General features: G+C 69.0%; 13 protein-coding genes and 1 pseudogene. 6 read left to right on the top strand and 8 right to left on the bottom strand.

Annotated elements, in window-relative coordinates:
* Positions 1–316 precede the first annotated feature (316 nt).
* Complete coding sequence (locus AADR41_RS35765) at positions 317–1,075, top strand: polysaccharide deacetylase family protein (RefSeq protein ID WP_342286128.1); 759 nt, start codon at positions 317–319, stop codon at positions 1,073–1,075.
* 76 nt (positions 1,076–1,151) lie between these two features.
* Here AADR41_RS35765 and AADR41_RS35760 read toward each other — a convergent pair whose 3' ends face one another.
* Positions 1,152–4,085 (bottom strand): M4 family metallopeptidase, encoded by a 2,934-nt coding sequence (locus AADR41_RS35760; RefSeq protein ID WP_446751166.1) that lies wholly within the window; start codon positions 4,083–4,085, stop codon positions 1,152–1,154.
* A gap of 115 nt (positions 4,086–4,200) precedes the next feature.
* Between AADR41_RS35760 and AADR41_RS35755 the strand changes: the two genes are divergently transcribed.
* Entirely contained in the window at positions 4,201–5,211 is a 1,011-nt protein-coding gene (locus tag AADR41_RS35755; protein ID WP_342286125.1) for a TrmB family transcriptional regulator, read from the top strand.
* A gap of 391 nt (positions 5,212–5,602) precedes the next feature.
* On the opposite strand, the gene lon is transcribed toward AADR41_RS35755, so the two are convergent.
* A complete protein-coding gene (gene lon, locus AADR41_RS35750) occupies positions 5,603–8,026 on the bottom strand; it encodes an endopeptidase La (protein WP_342286124.1) in 2,424 nt (807 codons plus the stop codon).
* 150 nt (positions 8,027–8,176) lie between these two features.
* On the opposite strand from lon, the pseudogene AADR41_RS35745 reads away from it, so the two are divergent.
* Positions 8,177–8,354, top strand: a pseudogene (locus AADR41_RS35745) (DNA alkylation repair protein); the annotation flags it as partial.
* A gap of 106 nt (positions 8,355–8,460) precedes the next feature.
* On the opposite strand, the gene AADR41_RS35740 reads toward AADR41_RS35745, so the two are convergent.
* From AADR41_RS35740 to AADR41_RS35720, 5 genes are all read right to left on the bottom strand, one after another.
* Complete coding sequence (locus AADR41_RS35740; protein ID WP_342286129.1) at positions 8,461–9,024, bottom strand: hypothetical protein; 564 nt, start codon at positions 9,022–9,024, stop codon at positions 8,461–8,463.
* A gap of 120 nt (positions 9,025–9,144) precedes the next feature.
* A complete protein-coding gene (locus AADR41_RS35735; RefSeq protein ID WP_342286123.1) occupies positions 9,145–9,711 on the bottom strand; it encodes a hypothetical protein in 567 nt (188 codons plus the stop codon).
* Between the two features lie 120 nt (positions 9,712–9,831).
* Complete coding sequence (locus AADR41_RS35730; RefSeq protein ID WP_342286122.1) at positions 9,832–10,395, bottom strand: hypothetical protein; 564 nt, start codon at positions 10,393–10,395, stop codon at positions 9,832–9,834.
* A gap of 2 nt (positions 10,396–10,397) precedes the next feature.
* The gene (locus AADR41_RS35725) at positions 10,398–12,623 is read right to left on the bottom strand and encodes a DUF6571 family protein (RefSeq protein WP_342286121.1); all 2,226 of its coding nucleotides are present in this window, start codon (positions 12,621–12,623) and stop codon (positions 10,398–10,400) included.
* An 81-nt stretch (positions 12,624–12,704) separates the two neighbouring features.
* Positions 12,705–13,076: a hypothetical protein gene (locus AADR41_RS35720; protein WP_446751167.1), complete on the bottom strand. Its 372-nt coding sequence runs from the start codon at positions 13,074–13,076 to the stop codon at positions 12,705–12,707.
* A 467-nt stretch (positions 13,077–13,543) separates the two neighbouring features.
* Here AADR41_RS35720 and AADR41_RS35715 point away from each other — a divergent pair, with 467 nt between their 5' ends.
* Both AADR41_RS35715 and AADR41_RS35710 read left to right on the top strand, forming a co-directional pair.
* Positions 13,544–14,260, top strand: a complete 717-nt coding sequence (locus AADR41_RS35715; protein ID WP_342286119.1) for a DNA alkylation repair protein — start codon at positions 13,544–13,546, stop codon at positions 14,258–14,260.
* Between the two features lie 74 nt (positions 14,261–14,334).
* Positions 14,335–15,162 (top strand): nucleotidyltransferase, encoded by an 828-nt coding sequence (locus AADR41_RS35710; RefSeq protein ID WP_342286118.1) that lies wholly within the window; start codon positions 14,335–14,337, stop codon positions 15,160–15,162.
* Here the strand turns inward: AADR41_RS35710 and AADR41_RS35705 are convergent.
* A complete protein-coding gene (locus tag AADR41_RS35705) occupies positions 15,089–16,015 on the bottom strand; it encodes a rhomboid-like protein (protein ID WP_342286117.1) in 927 nt (308 codons plus the stop codon). The two genes, AADR41_RS35710 and AADR41_RS35705, sit on opposite strands and share 74 nt — an antisense overlap.
* Positions 16,016–16,153: 138 nt before the next feature.
* Between AADR41_RS35705 and AADR41_RS35700 the strand changes: the two genes are divergently transcribed.
* Positions 16,154–16,759, top strand: a complete 606-nt coding sequence (locus AADR41_RS35700; RefSeq protein ID WP_342286116.1) for an RNA polymerase sigma factor — start codon at positions 16,154–16,156, stop codon at positions 16,757–16,759.
* Positions 16,760–17,073 lie beyond the last annotated feature (314 nt).

The raw sequence follows: 17,073 nt of genomic DNA, 5'->3' as shown, positions 1-17,073 counted from the left end.
TGAGCAGGAAGTATGCGGCCCGCTCTCGGGCCATGTTGCGCCCGCCGCCGGGCCCCCGGTTCTTCCGAATCTCGAACTCCATCGCATCCCCTGAGCTGGGGTGTTGCGACGACCACTAGAACTCAAGATCCGCCGGGGCTCTCGCCTTTCCGCCCCCGACCAGCGGTTTTCCGTCCTCCGGGCCGACGGCGGACCCCTTATACACCGGGTGTATACCCACTATGTATAGTTCTTCTCTGCCGCACACCGCGCACCCTGTACAGCTGTCCAGCACCTGTACAGCTGTTCAGCAACGGAGGAGTGACCCGCCTTGTCCATGAAGACGAAGTCGATCGGTACGGGGTTGGCCGCCGCCCTTGTGACAGCGCTCACCCTCACGCTGAGCGGGTGCTCCATGCAGACCACCGCCCCCGCCTCGGCCCGTGGTGACGCGGGCTCCGATGCCAAGGGCTCCTTCGGCCCGGTGGATTGCCGCAAGGCGAAGTGCATAGCGCTGACCTTCGACGCGGGACCGGGCGAGGACACCCCGCACCTGCTGGACGTCCTCAAGGAGAAGAAGGTCCACGCGACCTTCTTCCTGCTGGGCAAGAACCACGTCAAGAAGCACCCCGAAACCGTGCGCAGGATCGCCGCCGAGGGGCACGAGGTGGCCAACCACACCTGGACCCACCAGGTCCTGACCGACCGCAAGCCGGCCGAGATACGGGCCGAGCTGGAGAAGACGCAGAACGCGATAGCGGACATCACCGGCAAGAAGCCGCGCCTGATGCGCCCGCCGCAGGGCCGCACCGACGACACCGTCTCGGACATCAGCAAGGACCTGGGGCTCTCCCAGATCCTGTGGAGCGCCACGGCGAAGGACTACTCCACGACCGACTCGGCGCTGATCAAGAAGCGCATCCTGGACCAGGCGAGCAAGGACGGCGTCATCCTGCTGCACGACATCTACAAGGGCACGGTGCCCGCGGTGCCGGGCATCATCGACGAGCTGAAGAAGCAGGGCTACACCTTCGTCACCGTCCCGCAGCTGATGGCTCCCGCCGAGCCGGTCCCGGGGACCATCTACCGCCCCTGAGCATGCCTCGGACGACCGAAGGACCCCCGGCGCGCGGTGCGCCGGGGGTCCGGTCGTCCGATCGGGGCCCGCGCCGTCAGCCGCAGTTGCCCGCGGGCCGCTCCCGGGTCACCAGGTCGGTCCAGCCGGTGGTGCCGTCGATCCACACCACCCGCCGGCCGCCGTCGGCCGCCGCGTTCGACTGCTCGCCGCGGTTGCAGGAGACCCGCTGGACGCGCGACCCGTCCGGGGTCAGCTGCCACAGCTTGGGCAGCGTCTCGTTGCGGTATGCCGTGTCCGGGGTCTGCGCCGTCACGGTGACCGCCTCGTCGGACGCCGTCAGGTCGTACGCGAAGAGCGCGCCGTCACCGGTCTCCGGGCTGATGTCCTTGAGCCCACTGCCGTCCGGGGCCGACCGGCGCACCGCCATCTGCCCCTGGTCCTCGACCTCGTCGACCAGCCACACCACGGAGTCCTTGGTGACCGCGGTCCGGCCGAGCGCCTGCGGGGTGCCGCTCTGCGGCAGCAGCCTCGTCTTCCCGGTGGTCACGTCGAACACCTCGACGCCCAGCTCGTACTCCGTCTCGCCCGGGTAGAGCTTCCCGTAGGCGATCGTGGAGCCCTTGACCGAGCCGACCGCGGTGGAGAGGTGGTACTTGCCGCCGTCCACGTAGGCCTGCTCGCCGGTCCGGGTGTTCACATAGCCGACGTGCTGGCTGCCGAACGGGTCGTACTCGGTGAAGACCACCAGATCGCCGTCGACCCGCAGCCCCTCGACGCCGGTGAAGGAGGTCCAGACGGTCTTGACCGGGCCCCCCGCGATCGGGCGCTTCAGGATGTCGACGCCGGTGTCGCCGAAGGCCGCCCAGACCACCGACTTGCCGTCGGTCGCCGGATAGACGTGGTAGCGGCCGTCGTTGGGGCTGATCAGCCTGGGCGCGCCCTTGCCGTCGGTGCGTCCGGCGTAGATCGAGTACGGCTCCGAGCCGTCGTCGTTCGACTTGGACGTGGCCCACCAGCCGCCGCCCGCGCCGACGCCGGTACCGGAGATGTTGAGCTTGCCGAAGAGCTTGTCGGAGTCGACGCCGAGCGCCTTCTCCCAGCCGGGGACGATGCCGTGGGCGTCGAACGCCCGCTTGACGACCGCCAGTTGCTTCTTCGTCACGCCCAGCTCCCTGGCTGCCGCGACGGTGGCGTTACGGCCCTCGGTGAAGCCGTCGAGCGGAGTCAGGTAGGAGTCGAGCGCCCGGTAGGCGATCCTGTCGGCGAGCTCGGCGCCGAGATCATCTCGGATGTCCCAGAGGGCGCCGGAGTAGATCGTGGAGTTGAGGTGCACCCCGCCGTTGTCCGTGGAGAAGGCCACGCCGAGGAAGTTCTTCGAGGTGGTGGCGCCGTCGTTGAGGTCACGGAAGGCGCAGGCGCGGGGCGCGGTGGTGCGGCACAGGTCCTCGCCGATCAGCCCCGCGTCCGGGTCGTCCATGGCGGTGCCGGAGGCGGTGACGTCGATGGCGTTGCCGAAGTAGTCGGCGATCGCCTCGTTCATGGCGCCGGACTGGCCCGCGTAGACCAGGTTCGCGGTGCTCTCCACGACGCCGTGGGTCATCTCGTGGCCGACCACGTCGAGGTCGGCGGAGAGCGGCTTGTACTCGCTGTCGCCGCTGCCGTAGACCATCTTCTGGCCGTCCCAGAAGGCGTTGACGTACGGCCGGCCGTAGAGGGTGACGCCGACCAGCGAGTTGATGGCCATGCCGCGGCCGTCGAGGCTGTCCCGGCCGTGCTGTTTCTTGTAGTAGTCGTAGACCTGGCCGGCCGCCCAGTGCGCGTCCGTCGCGCCGGACTGGCCGGCCTCCTTGCCGAAGTCGCTGGTGGGGTGGCTGAACTCGCTGATCCCGCTGGGCCAGCGGCCGGACGCCTCGCCGACGTCGACGCCCCGGGCGTCCCAGGTGACGAGCGAGTTCCGGGTGGTGTCCCACTGGCGGGAGTAGTCCCGCATGACGTACTGGTCCTTGCCACTGTCGTGGTAGAGGTCCAGTTCGACCTTGGAGCCGTCGGCGCGCAGACCGGTGCCCTTGACGCCCGGGAAGTCACCGGTCGCGGTGCCGGTGGCCGGTGCGGCCGCGGTGCCCGTGGCCTTCGCGGGGGTGCCCGCCACGGACGTGGCACCCGGTGCGGTCAGGGTCTTGATGCCGCTGTACTGGAGGACCGGGAAGCCGGCCGCGGCGTCGATGTAGACCTCCTGGAGCACCGGTTCGCCGGTGGCCGGGTCGGTGCCGCGTACGGTGACGTGCTGGGCGAGGACGCCGGTCCCCTTCGGGATCACCACGAGCCCGCGGGCGGTGCCGGTGAGGGCGGCCGCCCGGGCGGACTTCCCGCCCCTCGTCCGTACCGCGTCGTCCTTGGTGAGCGTGTCGCCCCTGAGCCGGGAGGCGGTCGTGGCGACCGCGCGCCGCACGGCGAGCTCCGCGTCGACCCGGGCCTCGGTGGGGGCGGTCAGCCCGGTGAAGTACTTGCCGGAGGTGCCGGTGACGACACGCTTTCCGGCCTTCTTCTCCATCCGTACGACGTACTGCCCGCCGAGCACCGCGATGCCGTGGTGCTTCTGCTGGAACCGCACGGTCTCCTCGGAGCCGCTGGTCAGCGAGCGTACGGGGGTCAGGTCCCGCTTCGGGTCGGCGATCCGGTAGCGGTTCTTCTTCGCGGCGAGGTGGCTGCGGGCCGCGTCGGCCGGCTTCGCCCCGGCGTCCACCGGCTCGGAGATCGCGTCGACGAGGGCCGGGGTGGCGGTACCTTCGCCGGCGACGACCTCGGACCGCGGCGCGGTGGCCGACGGGGTGACCGCCTGGGCCGGGATCGCGGTCACCACGAGTGCCGCACTGCCGAGCAGCGCGGCCAGGGCGGCGCCCCTCGGTATGCCGCTCCCCCTCGGTATGCCGCTCCCCCTCGCCGTACCGGTTCTCCCCGCCGCCGTGGATCTGCGTGAACCTCTGTCGGACGTACGCAATTTGGCCCCTCCCACACGTCTGGAAACCATCCAAGTGGTCATGGCCATGCAACCCGCGGGCCGGCAATGGATCAATGTGACAGCCGTGTTGACAAGTGGGCACGCCCACTTGTGTGCCTTGTGAAAACGGAGTGAGAATCCAGGCATGATCCAGGGGGAGCTGCGGGATCTCGGTCTCGGTGAGGGCGAGCAACGCGTATACGAGGCACTGCTCACGGGGAAGGCCGCCGACGCGCAGGAGCTCGCCGCGCTGCTGGACATGGCGCCGGAGCCGCTGGCGGCGGCGCTCGGCCGGCTGGCCGAGCACGGCTTCGCCCTGCCGGGGCCGGCCGGGGAACCGGACGCGCTGCCGCGCGCGGCGACCCCGGCCGGTGCGATCCGTGCGCTCATCCACCGCCGCCAGGCCGAACTCCATCTTCGCTCCGCCGAGTTGGAGCAGCTCCGGATGAACGCCGACCGGCTGGCGGGCCGGCTGATGTCGGGCTCGCCCACCGCCCCCGAGGACGGCATCGAGGTGCTCGTCGGCCCGCAGGCCATCGGCGAGCGCGCCGAGTATCTGCTGGCCTCCGCCGAGCGGGAGGTGGCGATCCTGGACCGGCCTCCGTATGTGAAGGGCCAGTCACGGGAGGGCAGTTCGCGCCCGCCGGGCCTGGACATCGGGGCGCTGCTCGACCGGGGCGTACGGGTGCGCACGGTGCTGGACCGGGAGGGCGTCGGCTATCCCGGCCGGATGCGTTCGCTGACCGGGCTGGTCGAGCGGGGGCTGCGGGCCAGGGTCGCTCCGGACGTACCGACGAAGCTGATCACCGTGGACGGGCGGATCACCCTGCTGCCGCCGAGCGACGCGTCCGACCCGACCGCGTCCGCCCTGGTCATCGGCGACGCGCTGCTGCGCAACGCGCTGGTGCCGCTGTTCGAGACGGTGTGGGAACGGGCGACTCCGCTGGGCGGCTCGGGCGGACCGCTGCCGGAGCCCCAGAAGGAGCTGCTCGGCCTGCTCGCGGCCGGGCTGAAGGACGAGGCGATAGCGCGCCGGCTGGGTGTCCATGTGCACACGGCCCGGCGCCGGATCAGCGTGCTGCTGGACTCACTGGGTGCCCAGACCCGCTTCCAGGCGGGGGCGCAGGCGACGCTGCGGGGGTGGCTGGAGGTGTGAGCGCCGGGCGCGCGAGCGCCCTGCGGCAGCCCGGTGACGGGCGCAGACACCACGGGGCATGAGCGCCGGGCGCGCCGACGTCCCTCGGCAGCCCGGTGACCGGCGCTGACACCACGGGGCATGAGCGCCGGGCGCGCCGACGTCCCTCGGCAGCCCGGCAATGAGCCCGGGCGCCACGACCGTAAGCGCCGGGCACGCCGGCGTCCTGTGGCAGCCTGGCGATGCGCGCGCGACACCACGGCCGTAGGCGCCAGGCGCGCCGGCGTCCTGCGCACGCGGAACGGCCCGCCCACCCGTTTGTCCTGCCGGGGAGGCGGGCCGTACCTACCGGTCGCATGCGTGGTGCCACGTCCGTCACGCCGTGGCGGCCGGGCCTTTCGGACGAGAGGCCCTACGCCGCGGCCGGGATCCTCTCCTCGGGCCTGGCCGCGGACGCCGGGGCCAGGGCGATCTCCAGGACCTGCCGGACATCGGTCACCGGGTGGACCTCCAGCGTGTCCAGGACCTCGGCGGGGACGTCGTCCAGGTCGGCCTCGTTCCGCTTCGGGATCACCACGGTGGTGATCCCGGCGCGGTGTGCGGCCAGCAGCTTCTGCTTCAGGCCGCCGATCGGCAGCACCCGCCCGGTCAGCGAGACCTCACCGGTCATCGCCACGTCCGTACGGACCAGCCGTCCGGAGAGCAGCGAGGCCAGCGCAGTCGTCATGGTGATGCCGGCGCTGGGGCCGTCCTTCGGGACCGCGCCCGCCGGGAAGTGGATGTGCACGCCGCGGTCCTTCAGGTCCGCGACCGGCAGCTCCAGTTCCGCGCCGTGCGACCGCAGGAAGCTCAGCGCGATCTGCGCGGACTCCTTCATGACGTCGCCGAGCTGGCCGGTGAGGGTCAGTCCGGACGCCCCGGTCTCCGGGTCGGCCAGCGACGCCTCCACGAACAGCACGTCGCCGCCCGCGCCGGTCACCGCGAGTCCGGTGGCCACACCGGGCACCGAGGTCCGGCGCTCGGCCGGGTCCTGGGCGGACTCGGGGACGTGGTGCGGACGTCCGATCAGGCCGCGCAGATCCGCCTCGGTGACCGTGAACGGAAGCTCCCGGTCGCCCAGTTCGTGATGGGCCGCGACCTTGCGGAGCAGCCGGGCGACGGCCCGCTCCAGGTTGCGTACGCCCGCCTCCCGCGTGTACTCGCCGGCCAGCTTGCGCAACGCCGACTCGTCGAGCGTCACCTCGTCCTTCTCCAGGCCGGCCCGCTCCAGCTGGCGCGGGAGCAGGTGGTCCCGGGCGATGACGACCTTCTCGTCCTCGGTGTAGCCGTCGAGCCTGACCAGCTCCATGCGGTCGAGCAGAGCCTCCGGGATGGCTTCGAGCACATTGGCCGTGGCCAGGAAGACGACGTCGCTGAGGTCGAGTTCGACCTCCAGGTAGTGGTCGCGGAAGGTGTGGTTCTGCGCCGGGTCGAGGACTTCGAGAAGGGCTGCGGCCGGGTCGCCCCGGAAGTCGGAGCCGACCTTGTCGATCTCGTCGAGCAGGACGACCGGGTTCATCGAACCGGCCTCCTTGACGGCCCGCACGATGCGTCCCGGCAGGGCGCCGACGTACGTACGCCGGTGGCCCCGGATCTCCGCCTCGTCCCGCACACCACCGAGGGCGACGCGGACGAACTTGCGGCCCATGGCGTGCGCGACGGACTCACCGAGCGAGGTCTTGCCCACGCCCGGAGGGCCCACCAGCGCCAGCACGGCACCGCCGCGCCGCCCGCCGACCACGCCGAGCCCCCGGTCGGAGCGCCGCTTGCGCACGGCCAGGTACTCGGTGATGCGTTCCTTCACGTCCTGGAGGCCCGCGTGCTCGGCGTCGAGCACCTGCTGCGCGCCCCGGATGTCGTACGCGTCCTCGGTCCGTTCGTTCCACGGCAGTTCGAGGACGGTGTCGAGCCAGGTCCTGATCCAGGAACCCTCGGGGCTCTGGTCGGAGGAGCGCTCCAGCTTGTCGACCTCCTTGAGCGCCGCCTCGCGGACGTGCTCGGGAAGATCGGCGGCCTCGACGCGCGCCCGGTAGTCGTCGGACTCGTCCTCCGGGTCACCGTTGAGCTCGGAGAGCTCCTTGCGTACGGCGTCGAGCTGGCGCCGCAGCAGGAACTCGCGCTGCTGCTTGTCGACGCCCTCCTGGACGTCCTTGGCGATCGACTCGGCGACGTCCTGCTCGGCGAGGTGTTCGCCGAGCCACTGGATGGCGAGCTTCAGCCGGGCGACCGGGTCCACGGTCTCCAGGAGCTGCACCTTCTGGGCGGTGGTGAGGAAGGGCGAGTAGCCGGAATTGTCGGCGAGCGCGGAGATGTCCTCGATCTGCTGGACCCGGTCCACGACCTGCCAGGCGCCGCGCTTCTTCAGCCAGCTGGTGGCGAGCGCCTTGTACTCCTTGACCAGCTCGGCGGCGGCCCCGGGAAGCGGATCGGGAACGACCGCGTCGACCCGGGTCCCCTCCACCCAGAGCGCGGCACCCGGCCCGCTGGTCCCGGCCCCGATCCGCACCCGGCCCCGGCCGCGGATGAGCGCGCCCGGATCCCCGTCCGAAAGCCGTCCGACCTGCTCGACGGTGCCGATGACACCGGTGCCGGTGTACGTACCGTCGATCCGCGGAACAAGAAGCACCTCGGGCTTGCTGCCACCGTCACGGGCCGCGGCCTGTGCGGCCTCCACAGCGGCACGTACATCGGTGTCGGACAGGTCCAGAGGCACCACCATCCCGGGCAGCACGACCTCGTCGTCGAGCGGCAGCACGGGCAGGGCTAGCGGAGTGACCGCATTGGAATCGGTAGCCATGATCTCCCCTTCGGCAGTCAAGTTGAGCTATGCAGACTCAATGCTCCTGAGCCGTCCATTGTTCCCAGGCGTGCGTTCGCTGTGAGCGATCGTGCGGAGCGGGCAACTGGGGGCGCGAAGGGCTTGAAAACTGGAGGCCGAGGCGGCGGGGGCGACGATCACGGGGTGAACCTCGGCAAGCTGCGCGCGCTCGCGAAGCGGCTCAAGACGCAGCACGAGCTCGCGGGCGAGCTCTGGGCGACTGGCGACACCACCGGCGCGGCTCCTGGGGACCCCGATCCGCCGCCCGCAGGCGTTCGGGCGCGAGGAGGTGGACGCCATGGCGCGATCCGAGATCCTCATCGAACCCGGGGCGGATCAGCTGAATCTCCCGAGACATCCCGCCGAGTCTCCGATCGATGCCGAACCGCCGATCAGCCGAATCGACCGGAGAATCAACTCCCCGCGCTCGCCCCACACTTCAGCTCGCGCTGAACAAATGCCACGAGCTGCCGCAGCAGTTTCGGCAGGACGCTCGGCAGCTTGGATTTATCGGGCACACTGTGCGTACTAATTTGCAGGTCGATGTACTTCCCGGGCGAGTTGGGCCCCTCGGAGGGTTCACAGATGAAATAGGCGGCAGCACCCGCTCCCCAGAGGATACCCTTTTCCCCTACATCGATCGGTTTCGGATTCGCTTTGTTAAAACTGCTCCAGTCGACTCCTTCGAATGCCTCGAGAGAGACGCTTGCCGAAAATTTAGTATTGCCGTCGATATATAGGACACAATTCACAGAGTCGTAATCCTCGGTCAGCACGAAAGGCCAGGCCGACAGCGTAGCCTTCTCGCCCGTGGGCAGGATGGGCGATACATCACTACTGGCGAACGCGTTCCAACAGATTCGCTTGGGCAGTTCCGGCACAGCCTCCCTCTCACCGTCCGAACAACCCACCAGAAGACCGGCCAAGATCACAAATATCGATACCGCCGCTGCGGCACTTCCGAATCGACGCACCATTGACTTCCCTCAGGATCTGAACTGGCGACCAACCCGAGGCAATTCACCTAAACCCCAGGAGACATCCCGCCGAGTCTCCGATCGATGCCGAACTGCCGAACATCCGAATCGATCAGGGATTCAGCCCCCATCACTCGCACCACACTTCAGCTCGCGCTGAGCAAATGCCACGAACTGCTTCATGAGCGGTGGCAGAACGCTCGGCAACTTGGCTTCATTAGAGACGTTACCCGCGGCGATGTGCAGGTCGATGTACTTTCCCGGCAAGTTGGGCCCCTTGGAGGGTTCACAGATGAAATAAGCGGCAGCGCCGCTATCCCAGATGATGCCCTTCTTTCCCACATTGATCGGCTGCGGATTGGCTTCGTCCATCGGGGACCAGTCAATCTGATCCTCGAAGCCTCGGCTAGTGGCGATTGCCTGAAAACTCGGAGCGCCATCAATGGCTAGAGTGCAGGTCACAGAGTCGAGATCATCGACCAACGCGAAAGGCCTGTGATACACGTCAGCCTTATCACCCGCCGGAAGGATGGGCAACACGTCGCTACTGGCGAACGCGTTCCAGCAGATTCGCTTGGGCAGTTCCGGCACAGCCTTCCTCTCACTGCCCGAACATCCCGCCAGAAGACCGGCCGAGATCACAAATGTCGATACCGCCGCTGCGGCACTTACGAATCGACGCACCATTGACTTCCCTCAGGATCTGAACTGGCGACCAACCCGAGGCAATTCACCTAAACCCCAGGAGACATCCCGCCGAGTCTCCGATCGACGCCGAACTGCCGAACATCCGAATCGATCAGGGATTCAGCCCCCATCACTCGCACCACACTTCAGCTCGCGCTGAGCGAATGCCACGAACTGCTTCATAAGCGCCGGCAGGACGCTCGGCAGCTTGGCTTTATCGGGGGCGCTACCCACGGTGATGCGCAGGTCGATGTACTTTCCGGGCGAGTTCGGCCCCTTGGAGGGTTCACAGATGAAATAGGAGGCAGCGCCACTGTCCCAGATGATGCCCTTCTTTCCCACGTCGATCGGCTGCGGATTGGCTTTGTCCATCGAGCTCCAGTCAACCTGGCGCTCGAACCCTCGGAGGGCGGCGTCCGCCGCAAACATCGGAGCGCCATCAATGTCGAGGGAACATGTCACGGAGTCGAGATCCTCGGCCAACACGAAAGGCCTGTGATGCACGGAAGCTTTGTCACCTGTCGGAAGGACGGGCAACACGTCACTGCTGGCGAACGCGTTCCAGCAGATTCGCTTGGGCAGTTCCGGAACAGCCTTCTCCTCACTGCCCGAACAACCCACCAGAAGACCCGCCAAAATCAAGAACGTTGATACCACTGCGGCAGAATTCACGAATCGGCGCACGATTAACTTCCCTTGGAGGCTGAACTGGCGACCAGATCACGGCCCACTGAGTGCGCCGCCGCTGTCTCGATGGAGGCCGAGCCTTGGTACTCCTCGATCTGCTCATGCGTCAGACCGGACCCTCGTCCAGCCGCCCCCACCGCTGAACTGGCGGCGCTCTTGGCGGCCTCCTCGGCGCGCGTGTAACCTGCCGCAGATTCATGGCGAGACGCTGTCGTCCTGTCGTGCTCTGCATTCTTCACAGCGGACTCGCTGACGTCTTCCTTGATCCAGCCCACCACATCGCCTCCCGCGGGAAGCATCTCGACGTACTTGGCCCCAACGGCGTCAATGATGCGATTCGTCCACTTCGCATTCTCTGCGACGCCGTCGTTGTATTCCTCATCCTCGGCGACCTGTGCTTCGAATACGCCTTGCGCCCTCGCCTCGGTCATGATGCCGGCGATCTCGCCTCCCGGGTGGACGGCATTCCGCACCGCCTCACCCACGTCACCGTGTCTCTCGGGGTGCTGGAAGACGTCGGAGACCAACGCTGTGGTGTAAGCCTGCTGAGCGTTGGTGATCGCACCGTATGCCTGGGGGTCCTGGCCGACTGCGCCGAGGAAGAAGGCCATCTCATCCTTCTTGAATTCCGCGGGCGTACCGAACGGTTTGATCTGATTCGCGCCATTCTCGGCCGTGGCCTGCAGGTCAGGCATGTATTCGGCGGCCATGTTGCCGAAGTTCTGGGCAAGTCCGTTGAGTCGCCCATCTTCTGCCACGAGTTCGGGCTCCGCACCGATCTTCGCGACGACCTTCTCCATCACGCTGCTCATGTGCTTCCCGTGCTCTACCGGCGGCGCGTCCTCGTCGCCCGGCACTCGTCCCGTGACCGCCGCTTCCAAGGCGTTGCCCATGGCTGCCTGACCAGGGCTCTGCTCTCCGCCGGTGACCGTGTCGTACCAGTCGTCCATGGGCTTCTTGTCGAGCAGGTAGTCGACAACGTCCTGCGCCTTCTTGCCTTTGAGCTCGGCGTCGTCCGTGGTCACGATGCCGTCCTTGTCGGTGTCCTCGCGGAGCGGCTCGTCGAAGAAGGCTGCTGACGCCTCGGGGTTGTTGCTCATGGCCTCCATCAGGCCGGTCAGGGGGTTGAATCCCTTGCCACCCGTCTCGTCGAGGTTGATGAGCATCTTCTGGTCCGACGGCAGGCTGTCGTGCCAGATGTCCGGGTTCTTCTTGTCCATGGCGACCATGTCCCGGCCGACCGACAGCAGGAAGCTCTTGTCGTACGTTCCTTCCCGGAGGAGCGCACCCAGCGCCTGGTAGCCGTACAGCTTCGCGAAGCCGGCGCCCGGTACGTCGATCTGCTTGTGGCCCGCCTTCATGAGCTGCGTGGTCCACCCGGCGCCGAGGTGGTCCGGTGTCGACGTCTTGGTGGCGAGACCCAGCATGGCGCCCATGTCGCTCTGGATGTTGCGGACCATGTTCGCCCGGTCCTGGCCCGCCGGTCCGAGGGACGTCGCGTCCAGCGACATCTTCATGTACGACTCAAGGGTGCCCTCGGCGCCCAGCTTCCGGTAGAAGGCCGGGGCGAACTCGGGGTCGTTGCGGTTGTCGTCCAGGAGGTCTTCGAGTTCCCTCAGCGCTGCCACATTTCGCGCCGTGCCGCCCTCCCCGGTGACCTTCTTCATCAGCTCCGTCGCCCGGTCCACCTGCTCGGCGTCCAGGCTCTTGTACTTGGGAGCGGTGAAGTTGTGGTCGTCCTTCACATTCGCCGCGAGGGCGCGCTTCAGTGAGTCGTCGGCGTCGGAGCAGTCCTCGACGATCCTGTCGATCTTCCGCTGCCAGGAGGACACGGCATCGTTCTGCTTCCGCAGGGCTTCCGAGTATCCCGGGTCGTGGCGCGCCGCGATGTCGCTCTCCAGGTCGTACTGAGGCGTGACCTTGCCCTTGGCGTCCACACGGATCCCGGCGGCCGGGCCCTCCTCGTCCCTGATCCTGACGAGCGCGTCCTTGGCGGTCTTGAACGACGTGTGCGCATCCGCGAGCAGCAGCTTGATGCCCTTGGCCTGGGCCCCGGCGTCCTCGAACTCTCTGGCCGTCTTGCCGATGAAGGGTTTGGTGACGTCGGAGTTGGCTCCTTGCCATCGCGCCTTGTCGGACTTGGCCTTCATTCCCTGCCGGGCGTCGTCGGCAAGCTTCTCCAGCTTGGTCACCATTTCCGACCAGTCGTCCGCGGCTTCCTTCAACTTGCCGACGGGCGCGTTGACGACGTCATCGAATGTCAGCACGGCGCTCCCCTCCTCGTCCCTCGTCCCTCGTCCCTCGTCCTACTTGTAGTACTCGCTGATCTTGGACACGGAGAGCAGGTTGCCGCCGATGTCCGCATCGTCTGCGGCGTGAACGGACTTGCTGTAGTCGAGGTGGTTGGAGATCCGGGCGCAGGCGTCCAGCAGCGTTCGCAACTGGCTGTTCCACCGGTCGTGCACCTTCAGCAACTCCGAACCGCTGATGAAGTTGCCGTTCGTCAGGGCGATCGCCGCGTCAAAGGTGGCGGGACGAGCGTGGTCACCGTCCCGGGAGAGCCGATCGCGCAGCATGTACGCCTCGTGTCCGACTGCTCCGAGGTCGTCCTGGTTCACCACCAGATCAGCCGCACCGCCTGAAGCTCCAGGCTCTCCGTCAGCTCGATTCAGCTGCATGTGAGCCGATTGACGCTGCGCGGCTTCGGCCTTGACCTGTTCCCACTCGTTCCAGCCCATCACGCGCCCCCATTCGACCAGTTCTCGTTGTGAGGATCTTCATCCTCCGGGCCTCGATCGCCAGGGCCTGCTGTGGGTTCGCCGCGTGGACCGCATACAGGGGGTCGAACGACGTCCCCTGCGTGGGGCGCTGCCGCCTCCCCGTCTTCCGAGCGGCTGCCGACCCCTCCCCCTTCAGCCCATGACCGGACTGGCATCTTATTTGATCGGGAATCGCTGATCACAGCGGCAACACCCTTGCAAAGCCTCGTGATTCGGCCAATTTCAGACCGTCCAAGACCGCCCGGCGACCCGGCGTCCCGGCGAGCACGAAGGCCCGGCGAGCACGGCCCGCACCGCTCGGAGGTCACATGTCGCCTCCGGGCTGTCGCGTGGGCCGGCGACCGTCGGCCGTACGCTGGAATTTCATGCGCGAGGGACAGTACGAAGGGCAGGAGGACCAGGTGACCGGGGCAACGACGGTGGCGCAGGTCATGGCCGAGCTGGCCGGGCTCGATGACCCGAAGGCGCGCAGGGTGAACGAGAAGCACGGCGACGATCACGGGGTGAACCTCGGCAAGCTGCGCGCGCTCGCGAAGCGGCTCAAGACGCAGCAGGAGCTCGCGGTCGGGCTCTGGGCGACGGACGACACCGCGGCCAGGCTCCTGGCCATTCTGATCTGCCGCCCGAAGGCGTTCGGGCCCGGGGAACTGGACACCATGCTGCGCGAGGCACGCGCCCCCAAGGTGCACGACTGGCTCGTGAACTACGTGGTGAAGAAGAACCCGCACTCCGAAGAGCTGCGCCTGGCCTGGTCCGCCGACCCGGATCCGGTCGTCGCGAGCGCCGGCTGGGCGCTCACCACCGAGCGGGTGGCGAAGAGGCCCGAGGGGCTCGATCTCCCCGGGCTGCTCGATGTCATCGAGGCGGAGATGAAGGACGCCCCGGACCGTCTGCAGTGGGCGATGAACCACTGCCTGGCGCAGATCGGGATCGAGCACGCCGAGTACCGCGCCCGCGCGATCGGTATCGGTGAGCGCCTGGAAGTGCTCAAGGACTACCCGACGCCCCCGAACTGCACGTCCCCGTTCGCACCGGTCTGGATCGCCGAGCTGGTGCGCCGCCGGGAGGGGCAAGAAGGCTGAGCGGGCGCCCCCGTGGTCCCCGTCGGGCGCGAAAATCATTCGGCTCGTCGCACGAGTACGGGCACAGTGCCCCCATGGACGTCGACAGCGGTGGCCGAGGGCTGAACGAGGACGGGACGATCCGGCGGGAGGGCTCGCTGAGCCGGGTGCCCGCGGCGTTCGCCCCCGTGGTGGCGGCCGCCCGGTCCCGGATCACCGGGGCGTTCGACGGTACGCGGCTGCACAGCGCGTACGTCTACGGCAGCATTCCGCGCGGCACGGCCGTCCCCGGCGTCTCCGATCTGGATCTGCTGCTGGTGCTGCGTACCCGGCCGACCGGGGCCGACGAGGCGGCGACCCGTGCCGTCGAGGCCGGCCTGGACGCCGGCTTCGGGCAGATCGACGGTGTCGGCGCCCTCCTCACCAGTACCGACGCCGTCACCAGTGAGCTCGAACGCCACGACCTCGGCTTCTTCCTGGCCTGCCTCTGCACCCCGCTGCTGGGCGAGGACCTAGCCGGGCGGTTGCCGCGCTACCGCCCGACCTCCCTGCTCGCCCGCGAGACCAACGGGGACCTGGTGCTCTCGCTGCCCCGCTGGCGGCGCAGGGCCGCCGAGGCCACCACGGACGCCGAACGCCGAAACCTCAGCCGGGGCGCCGCCCGCCGGCTCGTCCGGTCCGGCTTCACGCTGGTCATGCCGCGGTGGCAGGGCTGGACCAGCGACCTGGCCGAGTCCGCCGAGGTGTTCGCCCGCTACTACCCGGACCACCCGGAGCGGATCGAGCAGATGCGGCTGGCCGCGCACACCGGCCGCAACCCCTCCGCCGATCCGGCCGTCCTCAGCACGCTCATCGAGGACCTTGCGCCCTGGCTGGCGGCCGAGTACCTCGCGGTGCACGGCGAGAAGGCACCTCGCCCCTGATCACCTCGCCTCTGATCGCCGCGCCGCTGATCGCCTCGCCCCTGGCCGCCACTCCCCTGGTTCCTTCGCCCCTGGCCGCCACTCCCCTGGTCACCGCCTCCCGGACCGCACCGGCCCGCCGCAGCAGCGGCCAGCAGGCAATGCCGAACAGCAGCGCCAGCGGGTGACCCCAGTCGGTGAGCGGGCTGCTCAGATCGATCAGGTCGGCCGTCAGCATCACGCCCAGCCCGCCGAGCACCAGCGTCCGCACCAGCGGGGTGAGCAGTCCGGTGAGCGCGCCCACGCTCGCCATCAGCCCGAAGCTGATGCCGTAGTCGAGGCGGTGCAGCGACGATTCCGGCAGGTGCCCGGCGACCACGGAGATCCCGACCGGGATCTCCGTGGCGAGCGTGGCCACGACATGGCCGAGCACGAACACCGCGGCGGTCCGCCATCCTCCGATGCGGCGCTCCAGCGCGGTCAGTACGAGGGCGAGGACGAAGACCACCGGGGAGGCGAGCCCGCCGACCACCCACAGGGCGCTGGCGGTCAGGACCAGCAGCGGGGTCTCGCCGAGGTGCGCGACGTCGGTGCTCGATTCACGCAGCGCGGCGGCGACGACGGCGGGATCGGCGAACTCCATGAACAGGGACGTGGCGACCAGCACCAGCAGATAGCCGAAGGTGAACGGCGTACCGGCGGGCGTCGGCAACAGCCGCGGCCACCGGCGGGCCCCGCCGGCCGGAGGGGGTGGTGGAGCGGCCGGGCCCGAAGCGGCGGGGCGGCCCGGCCCGCCGGGCCGGCGCGGGACGGCGTCGAGCAGCGGAGCCACGAAGGGTTCTTCGCGGACCGCCCTGTCCGTACGCTGATGCACCGCGCGAGGCCCCTTTCCATGACAAGCCCCCCGAAGCAAGGCCCCAACCTTCTTTGATCTTCCCCCGCGCCGTCCATGGCGTGAGCCACAAACGCCCGTCCGTGAACCGGTCGTGGTCCGCCCCCCGATAGAAGAGGTGTGAAGCTGCTGCGCCCCTCGGGGGAGGACCCGAACGACGACGACGCCCTGCTGCGTGCCGTCGCACAAGGAGACACGGAGGCCCTTGCAACGCTCTACGACCGGCACGCCGGCTGGCTGCTGGCCCGGCTGAGCAGGCGCTGTGCGGATGCCGAGACCGTACGGGAGGTCCTTCAGGACACCTTCGTGACGGTCTGGCGCTCCGCGGCCTCGCACCGCGGGGCCAGGGTCGGCGGCTGGCTGTGGGTGATCGCCTCGCGCCGGCTGGTGGACGCCCAGCGGGTCCACGCCCGTTCCGATCTCGCCCACCGGGCCGAGCGGGCCGGGAGCAACGAGTGGGCCGCCACCGCGCCGTCCGCCGAGGAACGGGTGCTCGCCGGGCTGGAGTACGGGGACGTGGGCGCCGCGCTCGACCGGATCTCGCCCGAGCTGCGGGAGGTCCTGCGCGCCACGGTCGTCGACGGGCTGACGACCCGCGAGGCGGCCCGTCTTCTCGGCATACCCGAAGGCACGGTCAAGACCCGGGCGATGCGGGCCCGGCGCGAGCTGCGGGCCGCGCTGGAACTGTCGGCCCCGGCGGCCGGACCGCTGGGAGGAACGGCATGACCACGATGGGAGGCGCCGGCATGCCCCACTGGCACGTGAGCGAGGAACTGGCCGGGCGGTACGCCGCCGGTTCGGTGCCGGAGACGGACGCCTGGTCCGTGGAGAAGCACGTGGAGACGTGCGGCGGATGCGCGGCCCGGCGCGGCGGCCTGGCTGCTGCCCGGGCTCGCGATGACGCTGGCGGCGCTCGCCCTCGGCTCGTACGTCGGTTGCCGCACCGGCGCCACGTCCGTCGCCGTGGCCTGGGCGGGCGCCGACGTCCTGCCCGTCCTCGCCACGTCACCCCCGGCCGCGCTCGCGGCGGCGACCGGGGC

The sequence above is a fragment of the Streptomyces sp. CLV115 genome, from assembly GCF_038448545.1.
Classification (GTDB): domain Bacteria; phylum Actinomycetota; class Actinomycetes; order Streptomycetales; family Streptomycetaceae; genus Streptomyces; species Streptomyces sanglieri.
This window is presented reverse-complemented; position numbering and strand designations above follow the sequence as displayed.

Bases quoted from the DNA above. Each gene is read 5' to 3' on its own strand.
- AADR41_RS35735 (WP_342286123.1), bottom strand. From the start codon at position 9,711: ATGGTGCGTCGATTCGTAAGTGCCGCAGCGGCGGTATCGACATTTGTG.
- AADR41_RS35710 (WP_342286118.1), top strand. From the start codon at position 14,335: ATGGACGTCGACAGCGGTGGCCGAGGGCTGAACGAGGACGGGACGATC.
- AADR41_RS35740 (WP_342286129.1), bottom strand. From the start codon at position 9,024: ATGGTGCGTCGATTCGGAAGTGCCGCAGCGGCGGTATCGATATTTGTG.
- lon (WP_342286124.1), bottom strand. From the start codon at position 8,026: ATGGCTACCGATTCCAATGCGGTCACTCCGCTAGCCCTGCCCGTGCTG.
- AADR41_RS35765 (WP_342286128.1), top strand. From the start codon at position 317: ATGAAGACGAAGTCGATCGGTACGGGGTTGGCCGCCGCCCTTGTGACA.
- AADR41_RS35720 (WP_446751167.1), bottom strand. From the start codon at position 13,076: ATGCAGCTGAATCGAGCTGACGGAGAGCCTGGAGCTTCAGGCGGTGCG.
- AADR41_RS35760 (WP_446751166.1), bottom strand. From the start codon at position 4,085: ATGGTTTCCAGACGTGTGGGAGGGGCCAAATTGCGTACGTCCGACAGA.
- AADR41_RS35715 (WP_342286119.1), top strand. From the start codon at position 13,544: ATGCGCGAGGGACAGTACGAAGGGCAGGAGGACCAGGTGACCGGGGCA.
- AADR41_RS35755 (WP_342286125.1), top strand. From the start codon at position 4,201: ATGATCCAGGGGGAGCTGCGGGATCTCGGTCTCGGTGAGGGCGAGCAA.